The organism is Sphingopyxis sp. (assembly GCF_965279755.1).
GTDB lineage: Bacteria > Pseudomonadota > Alphaproteobacteria > Sphingomonadales > Sphingomonadaceae > Sphingopyxis.
The window spans coordinates 2,601,232-2,622,142 of record NZ_OZ257261.1; the positions used below are offsets into that span (position 1 = coordinate 2,601,232).

Annotated in this window: 25 protein-coding genes; 14 read left to right on the forward strand and 11 right to left on the reverse strand. The window is 64.7% G+C overall.

The genetic code is table 11. The annotated features are described in order from the left end of the window. Positions 1 to 24 precede the first annotated feature (24 nt). From surE to ACQY80_RS12825, 4 genes are all read right to left on the reverse strand, one after another. Positions 25 to 801 carry a 5'/3'-nucleotidase SurE gene (gene surE, locus ACQY80_RS12810; RefSeq protein ID WP_428680216.1) on the reverse strand — a complete coding sequence of 259 codons (777 nt, stop codon included), beginning with the start codon at positions 799 to 801 and terminating at the stop codon, positions 25 to 27. 104 nt (positions 802 to 905) lie between these two features. Continuing rightward, complete coding sequence (gene serS, locus ACQY80_RS12815) at positions 906 to 2,186, reverse strand: serine--tRNA ligase (RefSeq protein ID WP_428680219.1); 1,281 nt, start codon at positions 2,184 to 2,186, stop codon at positions 906 to 908. Positions 2,187 to 2,229: 43 nt separating this feature from the next. Beyond that, positions 2,230 to 2,691, reverse strand: a complete 462-nt coding sequence (locus ACQY80_RS12820; protein WP_428680221.1) for an SRPBCC family protein — start codon at positions 2,689 to 2,691, stop codon at positions 2,230 to 2,232. Then, entirely contained in the window at positions 2,688 to 3,032 is a 345-nt protein-coding gene (locus ACQY80_RS12825; protein ID WP_428680224.1) for an ArsR/SmtB family transcription factor, read from the reverse strand. Before ACQY80_RS12825 ends, ACQY80_RS12820 begins: the two co-directional genes overlap by 4 nt. Positions 3,033 to 3,189: 157 nt before the next feature. Between ACQY80_RS12825 and ACQY80_RS12830 the strand changes: the two genes are divergently transcribed. The 3 genes from ACQY80_RS12830 to ACQY80_RS12840 all read left to right on the forward strand — a co-directional run bounded on the left by ACQY80_RS12830 (position 3,190) and on the right by ACQY80_RS12840 (position 5,708). After that, positions 3,190 to 4,074, forward strand: a complete 885-nt coding sequence (locus ACQY80_RS12830; protein WP_428680226.1) for a hypothetical protein — start codon at positions 3,190 to 3,192, stop codon at positions 4,072 to 4,074. Positions 4,075 to 4,758: 684 nt separating this feature from the next. After that, positions 4,759 to 5,220, forward strand: a complete 462-nt coding sequence (gene dksA / locus ACQY80_RS12835; protein WP_428680229.1) for an RNA polymerase-binding protein DksA — start codon at positions 4,759 to 4,761, stop codon at positions 5,218 to 5,220. A gap of 104 nt (positions 5,221 to 5,324) precedes the next feature. Next, on the forward strand, positions 5,325 to 5,708 hold the full coding sequence (locus ACQY80_RS12840; RefSeq protein WP_428680231.1) for a PilZ domain-containing protein: 384 nt from the start codon (positions 5,325 to 5,327) through the stop codon (positions 5,706 to 5,708). A gap of 48 nt (positions 5,709 to 5,756) precedes the next feature. On the opposite strand, the gene ACQY80_RS12845 is transcribed toward ACQY80_RS12840, so the two are convergent. Further along, on the reverse strand, positions 5,757 to 5,915 hold the full coding sequence (locus ACQY80_RS12845) for a YdcH family protein (protein WP_428680234.1): 159 nt from the start codon (positions 5,913 to 5,915) through the stop codon (positions 5,757 to 5,759). A gap of 139 nt (positions 5,916 to 6,054) precedes the next feature. Between ACQY80_RS12845 and ACQY80_RS12850 the strand changes: the two genes are divergently transcribed. Both ACQY80_RS12850 and ACQY80_RS12855 read left to right on the forward strand, forming a co-directional pair. Further along, positions 6,055 to 6,252, forward strand: coding sequence for a YdcH family protein (locus tag ACQY80_RS12850; protein ID WP_428680236.1), 198 nt, complete (start codon positions 6,055 to 6,057; stop codon positions 6,250 to 6,252). A 112-nt stretch (positions 6,253 to 6,364) separates the two neighbouring features. Beyond that, a complete protein-coding gene (locus tag ACQY80_RS12855) occupies positions 6,365 to 6,802 on the forward strand; it encodes a DUF1465 family protein (RefSeq protein ID WP_428680238.1) in 438 nt (145 codons plus the stop codon). 4 nt (positions 6,803 to 6,806) lie between these two features. Here ACQY80_RS12855 and ACQY80_RS12860 read toward each other — a convergent pair whose 3' ends face one another. Then, complete coding sequence (locus ACQY80_RS12860; protein ID WP_428680240.1) at positions 6,807 to 7,886, reverse strand: DUF2332 domain-containing protein; 1,080 nt, start codon at positions 7,884 to 7,886, stop codon at positions 6,807 to 6,809. A 38-nt stretch (positions 7,887 to 7,924) separates the two neighbouring features. Here ACQY80_RS12860 and hisG point away from each other — a divergent pair, with 38 nt between their 5' ends. The 5 genes from hisG (at position 7,925) to ACQY80_RS12885 (ending at position 13,887) form a co-directional block, all read left to right on the forward strand. Further along, positions 7,925 to 8,581, forward strand: coding sequence for an ATP phosphoribosyltransferase (gene hisG / locus ACQY80_RS12865; RefSeq protein ID WP_428680241.1), 657 nt, complete (start codon positions 7,925 to 7,927; stop codon positions 8,579 to 8,581). Next, positions 8,568 to 9,872 (forward strand): histidinol dehydrogenase, encoded by a 1,305-nt coding sequence (gene hisD, locus ACQY80_RS12870; RefSeq protein WP_428680244.1) that lies wholly within the window; start codon positions 8,568 to 8,570, stop codon positions 9,870 to 9,872. The genes hisG and hisD overlap by 14 nt, the downstream gene beginning before the upstream one ends. A 112-nt stretch (positions 9,873 to 9,984) precedes the next feature. Next, positions 9,985 to 10,431 (forward strand): transcription antitermination factor NusB, encoded by a 447-nt coding sequence (gene nusB, locus ACQY80_RS12875; RefSeq protein ID WP_428680247.1) that lies wholly within the window; start codon positions 9,985 to 9,987, stop codon positions 10,429 to 10,431. 221 nt (positions 10,432 to 10,652) lie between these two features. Next, entirely contained in the window at positions 10,653 to 11,585 is a 933-nt protein-coding gene (gene thiL / locus ACQY80_RS12880) for a thiamine-phosphate kinase (RefSeq protein ID WP_428680249.1), read from the forward strand. A gap of 184 nt (positions 11,586 to 11,769) precedes the next feature. Further along, complete coding sequence (locus ACQY80_RS12885) at positions 11,770 to 13,887, forward strand: sodium-translocating pyrophosphatase (protein WP_428680252.1); 2,118 nt, start codon at positions 11,770 to 11,772, stop codon at positions 13,885 to 13,887. A 75-nt stretch (positions 13,888 to 13,962) separates the two neighbouring features. On the opposite strand, the gene ACQY80_RS12890 is transcribed toward ACQY80_RS12885, so the two are convergent. Continuing rightward, a complete protein-coding gene (locus ACQY80_RS12890) occupies positions 13,963 to 14,775 on the reverse strand; it encodes an SDR family NAD(P)-dependent oxidoreductase (RefSeq protein WP_428680254.1) in 813 nt (270 codons plus the stop codon). Between the two features lie 317 nt (positions 14,776 to 15,092). Here ACQY80_RS12890 and ACQY80_RS12895 point away from each other — a divergent pair, with 317 nt between their 5' ends. Beyond that, entirely contained in the window at positions 15,093 to 15,623 is a 531-nt protein-coding gene (locus tag ACQY80_RS12895; RefSeq protein ID WP_428680257.1) for a CarD family transcriptional regulator, read from the forward strand. A 171-nt stretch (positions 15,624 to 15,794) separates the two neighbouring features. Here ACQY80_RS12895 and truA read toward each other — a convergent pair whose 3' ends face one another. Both truA and fmt read right to left on the reverse strand, forming a co-directional pair. Next, positions 15,795 to 16,535, reverse strand: a complete 741-nt coding sequence (truA, locus tag ACQY80_RS12900) for a tRNA pseudouridine(38-40) synthase TruA (RefSeq protein ID WP_428680259.1) — start codon at positions 16,533 to 16,535, stop codon at positions 15,795 to 15,797. Continuing rightward, entirely contained in the window at positions 16,532 to 17,452 is a 921-nt protein-coding gene (gene fmt, locus ACQY80_RS12905; RefSeq protein ID WP_428680262.1) for a methionyl-tRNA formyltransferase, read from the reverse strand. The genes truA and fmt overlap by 4 nt, the downstream gene beginning before the upstream one ends. Before the next feature lie 117 nt (positions 17,453 to 17,569). Between fmt and recR the strand changes: the two genes are divergently transcribed. Genes recR through def form a run of 3 tightly spaced genes read left to right on the forward strand, consistent with a single transcriptional unit; the run spans position 17,570 to position 19,135 of the window. Then, positions 17,570 to 18,166 (forward strand): recombination mediator RecR, encoded by a 597-nt coding sequence (recR, locus tag ACQY80_RS12910; protein WP_428680265.1) that lies wholly within the window; start codon positions 17,570 to 17,572, stop codon positions 18,164 to 18,166. Between the two features lie 14 nt (positions 18,167 to 18,180). Beyond that, positions 18,181 to 18,570 (forward strand): hypothetical protein, encoded by a 390-nt coding sequence (locus tag ACQY80_RS12915; protein WP_428680267.1) that lies wholly within the window; start codon positions 18,181 to 18,183, stop codon positions 18,568 to 18,570. Positions 18,571 to 18,601: 31 nt separating this feature from the next. Further along, the gene (def, locus tag ACQY80_RS12920; RefSeq protein ID WP_428680270.1) at positions 18,602 to 19,135 is read left to right on the forward strand and encodes a peptide deformylase; all 534 of its coding nucleotides are present in this window, start codon (positions 18,602 to 18,604) and stop codon (positions 19,133 to 19,135) included. Between the two features lie 166 nt (positions 19,136 to 19,301). On the opposite strand, the gene grpE is transcribed toward def, so the two are convergent. Further along, positions 19,302 to 19,847 carry a nucleotide exchange factor GrpE gene (gene grpE, locus ACQY80_RS12925; protein ID WP_428680272.1) on the reverse strand — a complete coding sequence of 182 codons (546 nt, stop codon included), beginning with the start codon at positions 19,845 to 19,847 and terminating at the stop codon, positions 19,302 to 19,304. A 4-nt stretch (positions 19,848 to 19,851) separates the two neighbouring features. After that, positions 19,852 to 20,895, reverse strand: coding sequence for a heat-inducible transcriptional repressor HrcA (hrcA, locus tag ACQY80_RS12930; RefSeq protein ID WP_428680275.1), 1,044 nt, complete (start codon positions 20,893 to 20,895; stop codon positions 19,852 to 19,854). Positions 20,896 to 20,911 lie beyond the last annotated feature (16 nt).

Below are 20,911 nucleotides of genomic sequence, written 5' to 3' on the forward strand. Positions count from 1 at the left end.
TTTGCCAAAGCAATGGGATGAAAGCTAGCCAGCCTTTTCCGTGGCATAGGCCCCGCGCAACGCTGCAAGCGAAGCGTCATGCGTCAGGTCGAGCTGAAGCGGGGTGACCGAGATATGATTGTCGTCGATCGCCTCCAGGTCGCTGTCATGACCCAGGCTATGCTCAATGCCGTGCAGCCCGAACCAGTAATAGCGATAGCCGCGCGGGTCGGTACCCTCGACGATCGAGCCGCGCCCATAGTCGTGGAAGCCCTGCCGCGTGACACGGATGCCCTGCACCTCGGCGGCGGGGATCGCGGGGAAATTGACGTTGATCAGGGTGCGCGGTGCCATCGGCATGTCGAGAAGCGGGCGCAGTACCTTCGCGCCCCACGCTTCGGCCGCTTCGAACGGCACGCTGTCGCCCATGCCTTCCTTGGCATAAACCTGACTGAGCGCGATCGACCGGATGCCCGCGAGCGCGCCTTCGATCGCCGCCGAAACGGTGCCCGAGTAAGTGATGTCGTCGCCAAGGTTGGCGCCGCGATTGACGCCCGACAGGATCAGGTCGGGCTTTTCGGGCATAAGCTTGCCGATCGCCATCATCACCGAGTCGGTCGGGGTGCCGCTGCACGACCAGCGGCGTTCACCATGCTGGCGGATGCGCACCGGACGCGACAGGGTCAGCGAGTGCCCCGCGCCCGACTGTTCTTCGGCAGGCGCACACACCCAGATATCGTCGCTGAGCTGGCGTGCGATCGCCTCCAGCACGGCTATGCCGGGCGCGTGATAACCGTCGTCGTTGGTGAGGAGGATGCGCACGGTCTTGTCTTTCTATCTTCGTCACCCCGGACTTGATCCGGGGCTTGCCTTGTCTGGAAGTCGAAGAAAGGCGGGTTCCGGATCAAGCCCGGGATGACGATGGTTTAGGTTGCTGAAGTCAGCTTGGTGATCCCGCCCATATAGGGCACCAGTGCCGCCGGGATCGTGACGCTGCCGTCGGCCTGCTGATAATTTTCGAGGATCGCCACCAAGGTGCGGCCGACCGCGAGGCCCGATCCGTTCAACGTATGGACGAATTCGTTGCCCTTCACGTCCTCGCGGCGGAAGCGCGTGTTCATGCGGCGTGCCTGAAAGTCGCCGCAGTTCGAACAGCTCGAAATCTCGCGATAGCTGTCCTGACCCGGCAGCCAGACCTCAAGGTCATAGGTCTTGCGCGCTGCAAAGCCCATGTCGCCGCTACAAAGCAGCATCTTGCGATAGGGAAGTTCCAGTGCTTCCAGTATCTTCTCGGCTGCCCTTGTCTTGCGTTCGAGTTCGGCCTCGCTGTCTTCAGGACGCACGATCGAGACCAGCTCGACCTTCCAGAACTGATGCTGGCGGATATAGCCGCGCGTGTCGCGCCCTGCCGACCCGGCTTCGGAGCGGAAGCAGGGGGTGAGCGCGGTCATCCGGATCGGCAGATCGGCCTCGGGCAGGATGTCCTCGCGCACCGCGTTGGTCAGGCTCATCTCGGAGGTCGAGATCAGCCAGCGACCGTCGGTGGTCTGGAACAGATCCTCGCGGAATTTCGGCAACTGGGTCGTGCCGAACGCCGCCTCGTCGCGGACCATCAACGGTGTCGCGCATTCGACATAGCCGGGTTCTCCGGTCTGCATGTCGAGCATGAACTGGCCGAGCGCGCGTTCGAGTCGGGCCATCTGGCCGCGCAGAAACGCAAAGCGCGCACCCGACATTTTTGCCGCGGTCTCGAAATCGAGGCCGAGCGCGGGGGCGAAATCGGCATGTTCCTGCGGCGTGAAGTCGAACGTCCGCGGGGTGCCCCAGCGCGAAATCTCGACATTGCCGTCCTCGTCTTCGCCGTCGGGCACATCGGCTGCCGGGATGTTTGGCAGCGCGGCGAGGATGTCCTGCAGTGCCGCAAGCTGCTCGCGTTCGGCGTCTTCCTTGGCGGGAAGGGCCGTCTTCAGCTCGGCGACTTCGGCCTTCAGCGCTTCGGCCTTGTCCTTGTCGCCCTGCGCCATCGCCTGACCGATCAGCTTCGAGGCCTCGTTGCGGCGTGCGAGCGATCCCTGAATTTCGGTCTGCAAGGCGCGCAGCGACGCGTCTGCCGCCACGATCCGGGCGGACAGGGGTTCGAGACCGCGGCGCGCGAGGCCGGCGTCGAACGCTTCGGGATTTTCCCGGATCAGGCGGATATCGTGCATGCGCCGCGCTATGGCGGGGGCGCCCGCGCGGCGCAAGCCCGGTTTAGCGCTCGACCAGCCGCGCGAGCTGGCCGATCGCGGTGCCCCAGCCTTCGTAAAAGCCCATCTCGTCATGCTTCGCACTGTCTTCGGCGCTCTTGTGGAGCACGCGCGCGGCGTAGAGCGTACCGCCGTCCTGCGGCTCGAAGGTCAGGATCGCGGTCAGCGCGAGCCATGGCTCGACGGGCTGCCAGCCTTCGGTGAGGACAGTCGTGAAGACCAGCTTCCTTTCGGGTACAGCCTCGAGGAAACAGCCGTCGACATGCGCCTGCCACTCGCCGCCGTCTTCGCGCATTTTTGTCACAAAGCCGCCGCCGGGGTGCAGGTCGAGCGTATCGACGCGGCATTCGATGGGGGCGGGGATCCACCATTTCGCCAGATTTTCGGGAACGCTCCATGCGTTCCACACGACGGCCGGCGGCGCCTTGATCAGGCGCGAGATGGTGAGTTCGGTTTCGGTGCTCATATCCTGGTCTCCGGGGGGTGTTGGGCTTCGGCGAAGGCGGCGAGACGGTCCGTGCGGCCCTGCCAGACGGCGCGCTGCTCGGCGAGCCAGCCTTCCGCCGCCGCGAGCCGATCGGCGTTGATGTGACAGGTGCGCACGCGCCCCGCCTTCTCCGACCGGATCAAGCCAGAGCTTTCGAGTACGGTCAGATGCTTGAGGAAAGCAGGCAGGCCCATCTCGAACGGCTCGGCAAGGCGGGTCACGGGTGCTGCGCCTTTCAACAGGCGACCGATCACAGCCCGCCGCGTCGGATCGGCCAGTGCGTGGAATACAGTGTCGAGGGCGGTTTGTTGGTTCACCATATGGCGAACTATAGATAATAGTTCGCCATATGGCAAACTATTTGCGGCCGACATGAAAAGAGGGCCGTCCCATCGGGAACGGCCCTCAGTCAGGTGGTGCAGGTAGCCCCCCGCAACCGCCAGTGGATAGGTTTATGCCGCGTTGGCGTCGTCGTCGTTGCGGTTCGCGGCGCGGCGGCGCGCGACGAGCGCAGCTGCAGCGGCACCGAACAGGATCATCATCGGCGGCGCCGGCACGGGGGTCGGATCGCCCGACGAGCCGCCGTGGCTGCTGCTGCCATTCGAGCTCGACGACGAAGAAGAGGATGACGAGCTCGACGAGGACGAGCTGCTGCTCGACGACGAACCGGTGCTGCCGAAGCTGCTGCTGGTGCTGGTCGCGCCCGACGAGGTGCTGCTCGACGAAGAAGAGGATGACGAGCTCGACGAGGACGAGCTGCTGCTCGATCCGCCCGAGCTGCCGCCGCGCGACGAGCTGCCCCAGCCCGACGAACCGTGCGACGAGCCGCCCTTGGACGAGCTGCCCCAGCCCGAGCTGCCCTTCGACGAGCTGCCGCCACCCGACGAGGACGAGCTCGACGAAGACGAAGAGGAGCTCGACGACGAGCTGCTGCTCGACGAAGAGGTGCTCACGCCGCCGGTCGAGGTCGAAACATTGCCCGATGAGGTGCTGACATTACCCGACGAGGTCGAGACGTTGCCCGACGAAGTGCTGACGCCACCGGTCGAGGTCGAAACGCCGCCGGTGGAAGTGCTGACACCGCCGGTCGAAGTCGAAACGCCACCCGTCGAGGTCGAGGTCGAGACGCCGCCCGTCGAGGTTGACACGCCGCCCGAGGTCGAGCTGGTCGAGGTCGACACCCCGCCCGTGGTCGTCGAAGTGACGACGATGCTGCCGCTGCTGCCGCCGCCCGAGCTGCCGCCGAAGAAGCCACCGAAGAAACCGCCGCCGAAGCCGCCGCCAAATCCGCCACCGATCACGGTCACGCCGCCGCCGCTACCGCCGCCGCCTTCCCAACCGCGCTGCGGGAAGGGGGCATAGGGGATCGGGGGCAGGGGGATCGTCTGCGTGACGACCTGCTGCTGCGGAGTCGCGGTGCGGATCACGCGCTTCGTCGTGACGACGCGGCGGATACGCTTCACCGGCTTCTTCGCGGCATAGCGCTTGCGCACGACCGCCTTCTTCTTCGGGCCGCACGGCGTGCAGGACTGCACGGTCGATGCCCGCGCCTTCGGCACGTCGGCGATCTGCATCGCGCCGCTACCGATCAGCGCGCCACCGCAAGTGCAGGCACAAAGCTTGGCGAGGGCCATCCGGACAGACATATATTTCTCTCTCTTTCCCGTTGCAGGTGCGACAGGGGCGTCCTGTTGCACCTCCCGCTAGGGCCAAATGGCCAAAGCTTTATGAATGCGTCCATTGCGTTAACTGCGTTTGTCTGTCCGTGATCGGGAAAAGGGGTCCGGAATCAACAGAAATCAGCATTACTGTCCCAAATCAGAACGATAACGCCTTCGATTCGGCCCTATTGGTTAATTTTGAGCGCCCGGCGAGCCTCTGGGCGCCGCCTTCATCGACGCCCGGTTCAGCTTTGCTTCAGCGCTTCGTCGCTAGCCGCTGCTTCGGCGCTTGTGTCGCCCCTTGGGGCTGGTTATAGGCGCGGCGCATTCCCCTGGCTGTCCGTTCCGGGCGGCAAGGGACAGGAAAGGACGCGAAAAGCCCTTTATGCCAACCCAGATTGCCGATGTTGGCGCCGACGCGCTCCTGGAAGCGAAGTCGAACCTCGATTCGGACTATGTGCCGAGCGACACCGAAGAGTTCATGAACGAGCGGCAGCAGGAATATTTCCGCAATTTGCTGCTCGCGTGGAAAAAGTCGATTCTCAGCGAATCCGAATCGACGCTCGCCCATTTGCAGGACGGACCGCTGCGCGAACCCGATCTGGCCGACCGCGCGTCGAGCGAGACCGACTGGGCGATCGAACTCCGCACCCGCGACCGCCAGCGCAAGCTGATCGCCAAGATCGATTCGGCGATGCGTCGTATCGACGAAGGCGAATATGGCTATTGCGCGGTGACCGGCGAGCCGATCTCGCTCGCGCGACTGCAGGCGCGCCCGATCGCGACGATGACGCTGGAGGCGCAGGAACGCCACGAGCGCAACGAACGCATCTCGCGCGAGGACTGACCCGAAACGGATCAGGATCGGGGTTATCGCCCCGGCCATTTACGTTTCCGCAATTGCTGGCTTCTAGATTCGGCGTCTGACATTCAGCGCGGGGATAGGTTGCAATGGAATCGCGTGAACCTTTATCGGTCGACGAAGAGGTCGCTTCGCTATCGCGCAGCGCCGACCGCGACAGCCTGTTCATGCAGGCCAGCCTGCTTGCACCGGGGCAGCCGACGCCGCTTGTCGTGCGGGTCCGAAATCTTTCTGCGGGCGGCATGCTTGCCGAAGCGCCGACGCGCGGTATCGCGCAGGGTATGACGATCGAGATCGAACTGAAGAATGTCGGCTTCGTGCCGGGCCGGGTGGTCTGGATCGGCGAAGGCAAGTTCGGCATCGCGTTCGACCACCCCGTCGATCCGCAGGCGGTTCGTCGCCAAGTCGTTCAGAAAATGGAAGTTCCGCCTCATATTTCGGCGTTGAACGGACCTCTCTACCGCCGGCGCTGACCGTTCCGGGGGGAAGGTGTCAGCGGGGCGGTAGCGGTCAGGCGACGGTCAGGCGGTCGCGGCCATTTCTTCCTTGATACGCAATTTCTTCTTTTTCATCAGCGCCACTAACGCCGTATCGGGGCTGGGGCGGCGCTCCTCATTCGCAATTTTCTCGTCGAGGTCCGCGTGACGGGACTTCAGGGCGGAAAGGTGCGACGTGGTCATAGGCCATTCTCCTTTTCGACTCGTGTTGGCAGGTCCGAGTAAATCACGAATCGGGTTCGATGTCGTCGCGATTCGGCCAGCCGGTCCACGATGCGGACGGCCCGTTGCAGACCGCAGCCGATCGTGGCAGGAGCGGGGAGTGAACCCCGAAGAAATCACCCAACGTCTGGAACTGCTTCGGCTCGAGCATCGCGATCTCGACGCCGCGATCATCGCGCTTGGCGACGCAGGCATTCCGGATCAACTTCAGCTCGCGCGGATGAAGAAGCGCAAGCTGCGGCTGCGCGACGAAATCTCGTGGTGCGAGGATCAACTCGTTCCCGACATAATCGCCTGATTCAAAACGGGACGGCGAACCATCCATATTTCATGGTTACCGTCGTTGCGGCATTGAGGGGCCGCGTGCCATCTCTTCGCCCATGGTAACGGGTCGAACAGCCAGCGATGCGATGGGCCTTCCGGTGCAGCGGGCGCAGGTCGAAAATCTCTATGTCGACGCGATGCTCCTCGCCGACGAGGCGCATGCCGCCTTTGCGGCGCAGCGCGACCTTGGCCGTACCCCCGGCGACAGCCTGCGCCAGATCGGGCTTGCTTGCGAATCGCTGAAGACGACGACGCGGCTGATGCACATCATCGCGTGGCTGCTCCACCGCCGCGCGATGATGGCGGGAGACCCCGGTGCCGGTCCGAACGATAGCGCCGCGCGTATCGGCGAGCCTGTGACAGCCGACTGGGACATCTGCGCCGGGTTCGACGAGCCGCTGCGCCGCATCGTCGCCGCAAGCGAACGCCTGTTCGAACGGATTGCGGCAATCGAGTCGGGATGGCAGGCGCCGGCGGTGGCACCGGTGCAGGCGCTGCTCGCGCGCCTCGAAGCGCGGCTCTAGCCGCTCAGCCCTTCCATCCGATCCATGCGCCATGCGGGTGCGACTGGGCCAGCGTATGCCCGGCTTCGCCGCCCGGCCAGTGGCGAACGACCAGTTCGTGGACATGCGCCGCGCGATTGGCTTCGAGCGAGATCCAAGCCAGCGGGCGCTCGGCAGTGGCTTCGGCGCCGGCCTCTTCCATCGCCGTCGTCACTCGCATCTGCTGATCCTCGGGAACATATTGCCAGACAATCGAATGCATCAGCACGCGGGTCGTCCCCGCGGCCTGCGGCTTCTTGAGTTCGGCCTCGACAAAATCGGCGGCGTTGGCGCGGACCAGAGCGGGTTTTCGTTCGTGCGCGGCCTTGATCGCCGCCTCCAGCCGCGCGAAGCGTTCGGCCTGCTCGGGCCAGATATAGGCCTTGAGCCGAAGCGCCTGCGCCGGATCGGTCAGATCGACCGGTGCGACGTCGCAGCCTTTCAGGCCAGCGATCTCGATCGGCAGCTGCGGCGGATATTGACCTTCCCATTCGGGCTTGAAGGCAATCGCGCCCGGCACCGGGCCAACCTGCACCCCGCCAAGATCATAATGATAGCGGTCGATCATCAGGTTTATCCCCGCGCTCGAACCGATCTCGAGGCAATCAAACCGCGCTGGAAGCCCCTGTTCGGCGAGCCAGAGCATCGCGGCGATGAAGTTCGACGACCGCGCCGCCTCGTTGGTCTGCGGCGGCCCGTCGAGCCAAGGCAGCAGCGCCGCTTCATGCTGCGCGACGATGGCAGCGACGATCGTCGCGTCGTTGATATCCTCGGCATCGGCATAGATGGGCGCGAGCGCGGGCACCGCCCCGGACAGATGCAGCGCATGCAGCCCGCCCGCCGCGCGCAGCGGCAGCGCGTCGGCCAACGGCGCCCCGGTCCAGTCCGCCATGCGGCGCGCGAATTCGGTGGCGGGCTTGTCGAGCAGCGTTGCAAGCGCAGCAACAACCCGCGCCGTCACGGGCGCACCGCTGGAGCGGCAATAGGCGACCTGATTGGCAAAGGCGGTTCGCACCGCCGCGGCTCCGGTGGCGTTGATGTCGATGAACTCGTAACGCTCGCTCATTGCCCTTTCTCCCGTCGCCGCTTATGGGCGCGGTGCTTATGCCCGAACCGATCATCTTTGCCATCCCCAAGGGACGCATCCTCGACGAGGCGCTGCCGTTGCTCGCGCGCGTCGGGATCGAGCCGTCGGCGGACTTCTTCGACAAGAAGAGCCGCGCGCTGGTGTTCGGGACGAACCAGCCGCATATTTCGCTGATCCGCGTCCGCGCTTTCGACGTTGCGACCTTCGTCGCACATGGGGCCGCGCAGCTCGGCATCGTCGGGTCGGACGTCGTCGACGAGTTCGACTATTCGGAGCTCTACGCACCGGTCGATCTCGGTATCGGCCATTGCCGCCTCTCGCTCGCGGGGCCGGAGGGCAGCGCGCCGCCGGGAATCGGTGAAAGCCACATCCGCGTCGCGACCAAATATCCCGCGACGACGCGCCGCTGGTTCGCGGGGCAGGGCATCCAGGCCGAATGCATCAAGCTCAACGGCGCGATGGAGATCGCGCCGAAGCTGGGGCTCGCCTCGCACATCGTCGATCTGGTTTCGACCGGCCGCACGCTTGTCGAGAACGCACTCGCCGAGCAGACGATCATCAGCGAAGTTTCGGCGCGGCTGATCGTCAACCGCGCGGCGTTCAAGCTGCGCTCGGCCGAAGTGCCCGCGCTGGTCGAGAAATTCCGTCAGGCGGTGGGTGATGCGGCGGCTTGATGCCTCGGCGCCCGGCTTTGCGGCCGAGTTCGACGCGCTGGTCAATGATCGGCGCGAAAGCGCGTCTGACGTGTCCGCCGACGTCGCGGCCATTATCGCGCGCGTGAAGGACGGGGGCGACGCTGCGCTCGTCGACTATACCGCGAAATTCGACCGCTTCGACCTCGACGCCAGCGGATGGAGCATCTCGAAAGAGGATTGCGCCGCCGCCTATGAGGCGCTGGCGCCCGAACTGCGCGCTGCGCTGAACCTCGCCGCTGACCGTATCCGCGCCTATCACGCGGCGCAGCTTCCCGAGGACCGCGACTATCGCGATGCGGCGGGTGCACGGCTCGGCGCGCGCTGGCGCGGCGTCGATGCCGCCGGTGTCTATGTGCCGGGGGGACGGGCCGCCTATCCGTCCTCGGTGCTGATGAACATCATTCCCGCGAAGGTCGCGGGGGTCGAGCGCATCGTGATGATGACTCCGACGCCGGGTGGCGAGACCAATCCGGTGGTGATGGCGGCCGCACATATCGGTGGGGTCGATGAAATCTGGCGTGTCGGCGGGGCCCAGGCCGTTGCGGCGCTGGCCTATGGCACCGACCAGATCGCCCCGGTCGACGTCGTCACCGGCCCTGGCAATGCGTGGGTCGCCGAGGCGAAGCGCCAGCTTTACGGCGTCGTCGGGATCGACATGGTTGCGGGGCCGAGCGAGATCGTTGTCGTCGCCGACGCGAAGAACGAGCCGCAGATCATCGCGGCGGATCTTCTCAGCCAGGCCGAGCATGATCCGACCAGCCAGTCGATCCTGTTCACCGACGATGCTGCGTTTGCCGATGCTGTCGTCACGGCGGTCGCGCATGTCATTCCGACGCTGAGTACCGCAGACACGATGCGCGCAAGCTGGGGCGCCAATGGCGCGGTGATCGTCGTGCCGACGCTCGCCGATGCGATCCCGCTCTGCGACCGGCTCGCGCCCGAACATCTCGAACTCGCGGTCGATACGGCCGAGGCCGACGCGCTCTTCGCGAAGGTGCGTCATGCCGGCTCGGTCTTCCTCGGCCGCCAGACCCCCGAAGCGATCGGCGACTATGTCGCGGGTCCGAACCATGTCCTCCCAACCGGACGCCGTGCGCGCTTTTCGAGCGGGCTGTCGGTCACAGACTTCATGAAGCGCACCAGCTTTCTTGCGCTCGACGAAGCCAGCCTTGCCGCGATCGGCCCCGCCGCGGTCGCGCTTGCCGGGGCTGAAGGGCTGCCCGCCCACGCGCTCAGCGTCGCCAACAGATTGAGTAAAGACAGCCTTTGAACCCCAATCTTCGTCATTCCGGCGAAGGCCGGAATCTCGACCTGGCGTATTGACGCGCCGACGAGATCCCGGCCTTCGCCGGGATGACGAATTAAGCTAAAGCAGAGAAGCCATGAACAAACGCGCTCAATCCCGCTCCGCCGCCCGCCTTGCCGCCGTGCAGGCGCTCTATCAGCACGAGATGGAAGGCACGCCGGTCGCGCAGCTCGTCCACGAGTTCCATCAGCACCGTATCGGCGCGACCATCGAGGATGCCGAATATGCAGACGCCGACGTTCCCTTCTTCGACGATCTCGTGAAGGGCGCGCTCGCGCGGTCGGAAGAGGTCGATGCCGCGATCACGGCGCGGCTTGCCAGCGGCTGGACGATGGACAGGCTCGACCGCACGATGAAGGCGATTCTGCGCGCCGGCGCCTATGAATTGCTCGCCCGCAGCGACGTGCCGGTCGGCGCGGTGGTCAGCGAATATGTCGATGTGGCGAAAGCCTTTTTCGATACTCGCGAGGCCGGGTTCGCCAATGGCCTGCTCGATGCGATCGGCAAGGACGTCCGGAAGTAGCCATTAAATCCTCCCTGCCGCGAAACGGTGGGGAGGGGGACTGCGCGCATAGCGCGTGGTGGAGGGGCCGTGCTATCGCCTTTCCGTCAGCGCTGCACCAAGGCGCAGTTTATCCCGAGCGCTTGCAAGGCAGTCGAAGGGCGCTGCCACCTCCCCATGCCTGCGGCACAGACAGGATCGGTATCTTTTATACCGTAACGGTATTCGCTACGCCTTTCGCAATGAGCGAAACCGATTTCATCGCCCGCCTCCGGCAAATCGCCACCGATCCCGCCGCGCGCGGGCTCACAGACGATGCGGCGGTTCTGGGCGACCTCGTCCTGACCCACGACATGATCGTGGAGGGCATCCATTTTCTTCCCGACGAACGGCCGCAGGATGTGGCCTGGAAAATCGTCGCGGTGAATCTCTCCGATCTCGCGGCAAAAGGCGCGGTGCCTGTCGGGGTGCTGCTCGGTTACAGCCTCGGGGCGGACGTCGCTTGGGACGCGGCGTTCGCGGACGGTCTCGATATCGTGCTGCGTCGGTACGCCTTGCCGCTGCTCGGCGGCGATACCGTCAGCGTTCCGGCGGGCGCGCCGCGCAGCTTCGGCCTTACCGCAATCGGCCGTGCCCCGGCCGAAGGTGCTCCCTCGCGCGCCGGAATGCGGCCCGGTGACCAGCTCTGGGTCAGCGGCTCGATCGGCAATGCGGGGGTCGGGCTCGCGATGCGGCTCGGCGAGATCGAGGCAAACGAAACCTGTCTCGCCGCCTACAGCCGGCCGCAACCGCAGCTAACGCTGGGACAGGCGCTCGTTCCGCATGTCCATGCGATGATGGACGTATCCGACGGATTGCTCATCGATGCCGGCCGCATGGCGGCCGCCAGCGGCTGCGACGTCACATTGATGATCGAGACGATTCCGCTGTCGGCGGCGCTGCTTGCGGTGCGTCCCGACGTCCTCGATACGCGGCTCGCAGCGGCGAGCGCGGGCGATGATTATCAACTGCTCTTCGCGGCCGACCCTGGCAAGGCGGGAGCGATCCGCGAGATAGCGGCCGGGCTCGGGCTCGCCGTCACGCCGGTCGGTCATGCGGGGGTGGGCGAGGGGCTGACCCTGATTCACAGGGCACAGCGGATCGCGCTTCCCGAGCGTCTCGGTTTCACACATTAACCGCCAGAAGCGCGGAAAATAGCCAAAAGTGCGGGCTTGCCCTCGGCTTTCTTTATTCCCATAACTTCCGCGTCCAAATTTGGGGCGGTCGCATCAGGGGAGAGAGCGAGCCGGCAACAATAAGTCGGACGTTCGACTGTTATCTCTGCGTTCGCCCTTCTCAATGGGGAAGGAAGAGACACGCATGAATCCGGTTTTGATCGCGATAGGGTGCGGCTTTTTGGCCGTGCTCTATGGGTGGATTACCTCGCAGCAGGTGCTCAGGGCATCGGCGGGTAACGAAAAGATGCAGGAAATCGCGGCCGCCATTCAGGAAGGCGCCAAGGCCTATCTGGGCCGCCAATATCGTACCATCGCCATCGTCGGCGTCGTCGTCGCCGTCCTTGTCTGGTGGTTCCTCGGCGAAGTTTCCGCCACGGGCTTCCTGATCGGCGCCATATTGTCGGGCGTCGCCGGCTTCGTCGGCATGAATATCTCGGTCAAGGCGAACGTCCGCACCGCGGCCGCGGCGCAAACCGGGCTGCAGGCGGGTCTGACCATGGCGTTTCGCGCCGGCGCGATCACCGGCCTGCTGGTGGCTGGGCTCGCGCTTCTCGCGATTTCGCTCTTCTTCTATTATCTGACCGGCCCCGGTGGCTACACCGTCGGCGGTGACGATCGCACCGTCGTCGACGCGCTCGTCGCGCTCGCGTTCGGCGCGTCGCTTATCTCGATCTTCGCGCGTCTCGGCGGCGGTATTTTTACCAAAGCCGCCGACGTCGGCGCCGACCTGGTCGGCAAGGTCGAGGCCGGAATTCCCGAAGATGATCCGCGCAACCCTGCGGTGATCGCCGATAACGTCGGCGACAATGTCGGCGACTGCGCCGGCATGGCCGCCGACTTGTTCGAAACCTATGTCGTCACCGTCGGCGCCACCATGGTGCTGATCGCGCTGCTGCTGAAGAGCGCGGGCGACCAGCTGCTGCCGCTGATGAGCCTGCCGCTGCTGATGGGCGGCGCGTGCATCATCACGTCGATCATCGGCACCTATTTCGTCCGCCTCGGCGGCGGCAAGAATGTCATGGGCGCGATGTACAAGGGCTTTCTCGTCACCGCGGTCCTCTCGATCCCGGCGATCTGGTTCTCGACCAGCTATGTGCTCAAGGGCGACATGGATACCGCGGTTACCGGCCAGGCTTTCAACGGCTGGGATCTGTTCTATTGCTCGCTGCTCGGGCTCGTCATCACGGGACTGATCATCTGGATCACCGAATATTACACCGGCACCAACTATCGCCCGGTGCGCTCAATCGCCAAGGCTTCGGAAACGGGTCATGGCACCAATGTGATCCAAGGCCTTGCCATCAGTCTTGAATCGACCGCGCTGCCGACGCTCGTCATCTGCGCGGGCATCGTCATCGCCTATCAGATCGCGGGCATCATCGGCATCGCCTTCGCCGCCACCGCGATGCTGGCGCTCGCCGGCATGGTTGTTGCGCTCGATGCCTATGGTCCGGTCACCGACAACGCCGGCGGCATCGCCGAAATGGCAGGCCTCGACGATTCGGTTCGCGAAAAGACCGATCTGCTCGACGCCGTGGGCAATACGACCAAGGCGGTGACCAAGGGTTATGCCATCGGGTCTGCGGGTCTCGCGGCGCTGGTGCTGTTCGGCACCTACACCGCCGACATCACCGAATATTCGGCCAAGCTCGGTTTGACCGAGCCGCTGACCTTCTCGCTGTCGTCGCCCTATGTCATCGTCGGGCTGCTGCTCGGCGCGCTGCTGCCGTATCTGTTCGGTGCTTTCGGCATGACCGCGGTCGGCCGCGCGGCGGGCGAGGTCGTCAAGGATGTTCGCGAGCAGTTCAAGAACAACCCGGGCATCATGACCTATGAAAGCAAGCCCGACTATGCGCGCACGGTCGACCTCGTCACCAAGGCGGCGATCAAGGAAATGATCGTTCCGTCGCTGCTGCCTGTACTCGCGCCGATCGTGGTGTATTTCGTCATCCGCGGCGTGGCCGGTCCGGCGGCGGCGCTCGAAGCGCTCGGTGCGCTGCTGCTCGGCGTGATCGTCGGCGGGCTGTTCGTCGCCATCTCGATGACCTCGGGCGGCGGCGCATGGGATAACGCCAAGAAATATATCGAAGACGGCAACCACGGCGGCAAGGGCAGCGAAGCCCATAAGGCCGCGGTGACCGGCGACACCGTCGGCGATCCCTACAAGGATACCGCAGGTCCGGCGGTGAACCCGATGATCAAGATCACCAACATCGTGGCGATCCTGCTCCTCGCGGCACTGGCGCACGGCGCGGTCTGACCCGCGCCCCCTCTAGGGCAAGAAAAAGGCCCCGTCGGAGCGATCCGGCGGGGCCTTTTCTTTCGGGGTTGTGTCTTATCGCTGCGCCTTCATCTGCTGCGCATAGCCCGCCTGCACCATCGCGCTCATCCGGTCGAACAGCGCGTCGGGATCGCCGCGCCGTAGCGCCGGGATCGCGGCCTCGGCGCCCTCGGCGACCACCAGTTCGCGCGTGCCCGTCGCGACCGCGTCGAGAATCTGCTTGGCGGCGAAATCCGGCGACAGGCCGTTGTCGATCGCCTTGTCGCTCTCGCCTCGGGTGCTGCCATCGGCATTCAGCGCATTGCGGCTGACGTTCGTCTGGACCGACCCCGGCGCAACGACCAGCACCTTCAGCCCCAGATGCTCATTTTCCGCGCGCACGCTGTCATGATAGCCGATCAAGCCGTGCTTCGCGGCGCAATAGGCGCTGCGCAGCGGCACGCCGGCGATGCCCGCGACGCTAGAAATCGCGACGATCTGTCCGCCGCCGCCGGCGATCATCCGAGGCAGCAATTGCTGGGTGAGGGCGATCGGGGCGAGCAGGTCGACATCGACGATCTTCTGATAGACCGAGAAATCAGTATCGACCGCCAGGCTGCGTTGCGAGATGCCGGCGTTGTTCACCAGCCCGTCTATTCGTCCGCACCAGTCCCATGCCTCGTCGGCCAGCGTCGGCAGCGCGGCATAGTCGGTGGCCTCGAACGGCAGGATCATCGTGCCGGGGCCGCAATCCCTTGCGACCGCCTCCAGCGCCGCGACATTGCGCCCCGACAGGATCAGCCGCGCGCCGCGCGCCGAAAGTTCGCGCGCCAGCGCCGCGCCGATTCCCGATGACGCGCCGGTTACCCACCAGACTTGATCCTTCATAACATCCTTCCCATCTTGAACTCCGTCTCAAGGTGAAACGGACCGGAATCGTCGTCAACCCGGTGAGCCACGGTTTTCCGTGGAAGGGGTGGCAATTTTGTTGCGACTCTGTTATAATAAATATCAACACGTCGACAGTTTGCCTCTGCCCGCCGGGGCGCAAGGGCAACTGAGGGCGTCCGTATGGAGCCATATCCCTTGCCACTGTGACTGGCTAGCGCCGCCCAAAATCGCCGATCCACCTTTTCGATAAGGGCAGGATGCACTCGGCTTTTTGCGCTTCCCAGTTCGCCGGCAAGGCCAGGAAAGGAAATTGCATGTCTGCAAGCACGCTCTTGTTCGAAGTCGGTGATTATGTCGTTTATCCGAAGCATGGCGTGGGGCGCGTCATCGAGCTTCAAAAGTCCGAAATCGCCGGAATGCAGCTGGAACTCTATGTTCTGCGCTTCGAAAAGGAAAAGATGACGCTTCGCGTTCCCACGAACAAGGCCGAAGGAGTCGGCATGCGCAAGCTGTCGTCGGACAAGACGCTGAAGGAAGCGCTTCAGGTTCTGACTACCAAGCCGAAGGTCAAGCGCACCATGTGGTCGCGCCGCGCGCAGGAATATGAAGCCAAGATCAACTCGGGCGACCTCGTGTCGATCGCCGAAGTGACCCGCGACCTGTTCCGCGCCGACGATCAGCCGGAACAGAGCTATTCGGAGCGTCAGATCTTCGAAGCGGCGTCGAGCCGCCTCGCGCGCGAACTGGGCGCGATGGAAGAGAGCGACGAAAAGACCGCGCAGGCGAAAATCCTTCAGATCCTCAACGAGCATGCGCCGAAATATTATCTGGAAAAGGCCGTCTGAGCCTTTCGTTCCGGACGAAACAGGAAAGGGCGGTCCCGCGGGGCCGCCCTTTTTCGTTCACGTCATTGCGAGCGCAGCGAAGCAATCTCCAGCGATCGCCCCGCCGCATCGATAGCTGGAGATTGCGTCGTCGCCTCCGGCTCCTCGCAATGACGAGGCTTAGGAAGGGGGTCAGGGATAGCGCGCTTCGACGAAATAGAGGCCATCGGGCGGCGCATTCAGCCCCAGCGCGGAGCGGTCCGCCGCATCGAGCGCCGCCTTCAGATCGCGCGCCGACCATTTGCCTTCGCCGACCATGCTGAGACATCCGACCATCGAACGCACCTGATGGTGCAGAAAGCTGCGTGCCGCTGTTTCGATGATGATTTCGTCGCCATGGCGGCTGACGCTGATCCGGTCGAGCGTCTTCACCGCGCTTTCGGCTTGGCAATGGACCGAGCGGAAGGTCGTGAAATCATGCTGTCCGACCAGCACCTGCGCCGCGCCGTGCATCACCTCGGCATCGAGCGGTTTGGCGAACTGCCACGACAGCCCCTTGTCCCATGTCAGCGGCGCGCGGCGGTTGACGATGCGATATTCATAGGCGCGCCCGATGCACGAAAAGCGCGCGTGCCAGTCGTCGGCGACCTCGGCGCAGGCCAGCACCGCGACCGGGGCAGGGCGAAGCTGCGCGTTCAGCGCCTCCATCAGGCGAAAGGACTGGATCGCCTTTTCGATGTCGACATGCGCGCGCATCGCGATCGCATGAACCCCGGCATCGGTGCGCCCCGCGCCGTGCACCGGCGTGTTCTCACCGGTGATGCGCTTGACCGCGTCTTCCAGCGCCTGTTGGACGCTCGGACCATGGCTTTGCCGTTGCCAACCCATGAAAGGGCGGCCGTCGAATTCGATGGTGAGGGCAAAGCGCGTCATGCGATCCGCGTGCCCTTCGGGATCGCACGGCCGCGCAGCAGCTCGCCCGCGTCCATTGCCGGCTTGCCCGCACGCTGTACGCGCGTCGCGCGCACCGCACCCGGGTTGCACGCGACCGTCAGCGCGTCGTCCAGAGTCACACCCGGCACCGCGCCCGCGACCGTATCCGCAGGATGCACAACCTCGGCCGCCAGGATCTTGTAGCGCTCGCCGCCCAACTCGAAGAAAGCCCCCGGCATCGGGTTGAACGCACGCACCTGTCGTTCGACCTGCACCGCGCTGGTCAGGAAATCGAGCCGCGCCTCACCCTTGTCGATCTTCGCCGCATAGGTGACGCCTGCATCGGGCTGCGGCTCGGGCGCAAAGGCGCGCAGATCGCCCAGCACCTTCACCATCATCAGCGCGCCCATTTCGGCGAGCTCGTCGGTGAGCAGGCCCGCCGTCTTGCCGGTAATCGGCGTCGTCTCGATCAGCCGCATCGCGCCGGTATCCAGCCCGATGTCCATCTGCATGATCGTCACGCCCGTTTCGGCATCGCCCGCGAGGATCGCGCGCTGCACCGGCGCCGCGCCGCGCCAGCGCGGCAGGATCGAGCCATGGACGTTGAGGCAGCCTTCGCGCGGCGCGTCGAGGATCGCCTGTGGCAGGATCAGGCCATAGGCCGCGACGACCGCGATATCGAGGTCGAGCGCGGCGAATTCGGCCTGCGCCTCGCCATTTTTCAGGCTCTTCGGGGTGCGGACGGGCAGGCCATGGGCGTCGGCCCAGCGATGCACCGCGCTCTGCTGCAATTTCTTGCCGCGCTGCGCCGGCCGCGGCGGCTGCGTATAGACGGCCACGATCTGATGCCCCGCAGCATGAAGCGCGGCGAGCGTCGGCACCGCAAAGGGCGGCGTTCCCATAAAGGCGATACGCATGGGTGCGGCCTTTGGCGGAGGATGGGGTGCGGTGCAAGGACGATGGCGGGAGATTGCTTCGTTTCGCTCGCAATGACGAATGTTGCGGGGGACGAGCTGGCCCACTACCACCGCTCCATGGCCTCCACGGAAATCGAAGCGCTCGTCCAGCAACTCGCCCGCCTGCCGGGGCTCGGCCCGCGTTCGGCGCGGCGCGCGGTGCTGCACCTGATGAAGAAGCGCGAGAGCAGTTTTGCGCCCTTGCTCGCGGCGCTTCAGACGGTGTCCGAACGTCTCGTGACGTGCGGCATCTGCGGCAATGTCGATACGCAGGACCCGTGCGCAATCTGCGCCGACCCGCGCCGCGATGCGCGCAGCCTCTGCGTCGTCGAGGAAGTCTCCGACCTCTGGGCGCTCGACAAGTCACGGCTCTTTCCCGGCAAATATCATGTGCTCGGCGGGCGGTTGTCGGCGCTGGAAGGAGTGCGCCCGCAGGATCTCAGCATTGACGCCCTCGTCTCACGCGTCGCGGCGGGCGGGATCGACGAGGTGGTGCTCGCGATGAACGCGACGCTCGAGGGCCAGACGACGGCGCATTATCTGGCCGAGCGGCTTGATGGCTATCCGGTGCGGTTGACGCAACTGGCGCATGGATTGCCGGTCGGTGGCGAGCTCGATTATCTCGACGAGGGAACGCTGGCGCAGGCGCTTCGGGCAAGGCGGCCGGTGGGTTAGTACGGAGAAGCGAGTTGAAGAGTAAATTTTCTGTGGCGGTGATGGTCGCTTGTTCGGCGTGTTCATCCACTGCAGACTTCCAGCCGGATGAAACGGAAATTGCCAAGCTTGAGCGCAAGCTGGCTGCAAACCACTGTGTCGGGAAGCTCGACAAGTGGCAACGAGCATATGTCCGCAAAGAGTCGCTCTCGGAAAATGAGAAAGGAAAGTTCGATCGCCGGATGATCGAATTTACGCTGCAGAAAGCGGACGGGGAAGCGGTGGTATCTGGCCGGAAGTCAATGAAGCAGTATGAAGATTGGGCGATTGCCGGTGGTTGTCAGGAACCAGACTGTTTGTTCGGCGGCTATGTCATCCCAACCGACGAATTGATCCTCGAATGCGAAGCCCCACCAGCCCCTTGACCCCGCGCCCGCGCGATCATACCTCGCATCCATGGCCATCCTACCCATCATAGAGACCCCCGATCCGCGGCTGCGCGTCATTTCCAAGCCCGTCGAGACCTTCGACGCCGAGCTCAAGACGCTGGTCGCCGACATGTTCGAGACAATGTACGACGCCCCCGGTATCGGGCTAGCCGCGATCCAGGTCGGGGTGCCGAAGCGCATTCTGGTGATCGACCTGCAGGAACCCGATCCCGAGGATGAAGAGGGCAAGGCCCTGATCCGCACCCCGCGCGTCTTCATCAACCCAGTCTTCTCCGACGAGAGCGAAGATCACAGCATCTATCAGGAGGGCTGCCTGTCGGTCCCCGAACAATATGCCGAAGTGACGCGCCCCGCCGAGGTCACCGTCGACTGGCAGGACGAGGACGGCAACAAGCACCGCGAACGCATGACCGGGCTGATGGCGACGTGCATCCAGCACGAGCACGACCATCTGGAAGGCATTCTCTTCATCGACCATCTGTCGAAGCTGAAGCGCGACATGCTGCTCAAGAAGCTGGCGAAGCAGCGGAAAGCGGCGTAATTCCCTCTCCCCTTGTGGGAGAGGGTAGCGAGACTTGCGAATTTATTCGCTAGTCGCAGCGGGTGAGGGCGTTTGCCGCGATGCTTTGGCCCCTCACCCAACTCCAGCTAGGCGTCGAGTCGCCAAGCCTTCGTATCCCTCTCCCACAAGGGGAGAGGGTTTTCGCTCAGTCCGGTTTCTTCGCCACGCCGACCATCGCGGGGCGCAGCAGCCGGTCCTTCATCATATAGCCCGCCTGCATTTCCTGCACGATCGTGCCCGGCGCCTTGTCGCTCGGAATTTCGAGCATCGCCTGATGCTGGTTCGGGTCGAGCGGCAGGCCGATCGCGGCGATGCGCGTGATGCCGTTGCGTTCGAACACGCCGAGCAGCTCACGCTCGGTCGCCTCGAGGCCGGTGATCAGCGGCTTGATCGCGGCATCCTCACGCTGCTCGTCGGTCAGCGCAGCGAGCGCGCGGCCCAGATTGTCGGCGACCGACAGGATGTCGCGCGCGAATTTGGTCGACGCATAGGCATGCGCGTCGGCGACCTCCTTTTCGGCGCGGCGGCGCACGTTCTGCGTCTCGGCGCGTGCGTAAAGCACATCCTGCTGCAACGCGGCGATCTGTTCCGTCAGCTTTGCGGTCTCGTCCTGCGCATCGACGGCAGCTTCGGGGGCGATGTCTTCGGCCTGGCCGTCTTCGACCGGCGTGTCGTTTTCGATGTTCGTCATAACCCTATCGTATCAGTCTTGAGAGTGATTGTGCGGTGAAATCCACCATGGGAACGATCCGCGCATAGTTCAAGCGCGTCGGGCCGATAACCCCGACGACGCCGACGACGCGGCCATCGCTGCCATGATAGGGCGCGGCGATAACCGACGATCCCGACAGCGAAAAGAGCTTGTTCTCCGACCCGATGAAAATCCGCGTCGCGCTGCCCTCGCGCGCGCTGTCGAGAAGTCCGGCGATTTCCTGCTTGGTCTCGAGTTCGTCGAGCAACTGGCGCACGCGGTCGAGGTCGCCGACCGCGCTCTCGTCGAGCAGATTCGCCTGCCCGCGGACGATCAGAACCGGGCGGTCGGCGCCGTCCGACGACCAGATGGCCAGCCCGCGGCTGACCAGATCCTGCGCCGCGCGGTCGATGGCGATCCGCTCGGCCTCGATCTCGTGGCGTACCCGCGCCATCGCTTCGGTCAGCGTCAGGCCCGACAGGGTGGCAGAGATATAATTGCCCGCCTCGACGAGCGCCGAGGGGTTGAGCCCTGCCGGAATGTCGATCACGCGGTTCTCGACCGTCCCGTCGCCCGCGACGAGCACAACGAGCGACTGGCTCGCCGAAAGCGGTACGAAAGCGAGCTGTTTCAACACCCGCTCATGCTTGGGGACGAGAACAAGCCCTGCGCACGCCGACAGGCCCGATAGTGCCGCGGTTGCCTGTGCCAGCGCGCTTTCGATCGGCCCGCCCTCGGACAGGCTCGCTGCGATCTGCGCGCGATCCTCGGCGCTCGGTTCGGCAACCTGCATCATCCCGTCGACGAAGAGGCGGAGGCCCTGTTCGGTCGGCAGGCGTCCTGCGCTGGTGTGCGGGCTTGCGAGCAGGCCGAACTCTTCCAGATCCTGCATGACGTTGCGGATCGAGGCCGGAGAAAGGTTCAGCGCCGCGAGCTTCGACAGCGTTCGCGACCCGACCGGCTGCCCGGTTTCCAGATAGGCGTCGACGACCAGCCGGAACACATCGCGCGCGCGCGTCGTCAGTTCGGTGATCGGCGGGGTGGTCATGGGGAGGATTTAGGGA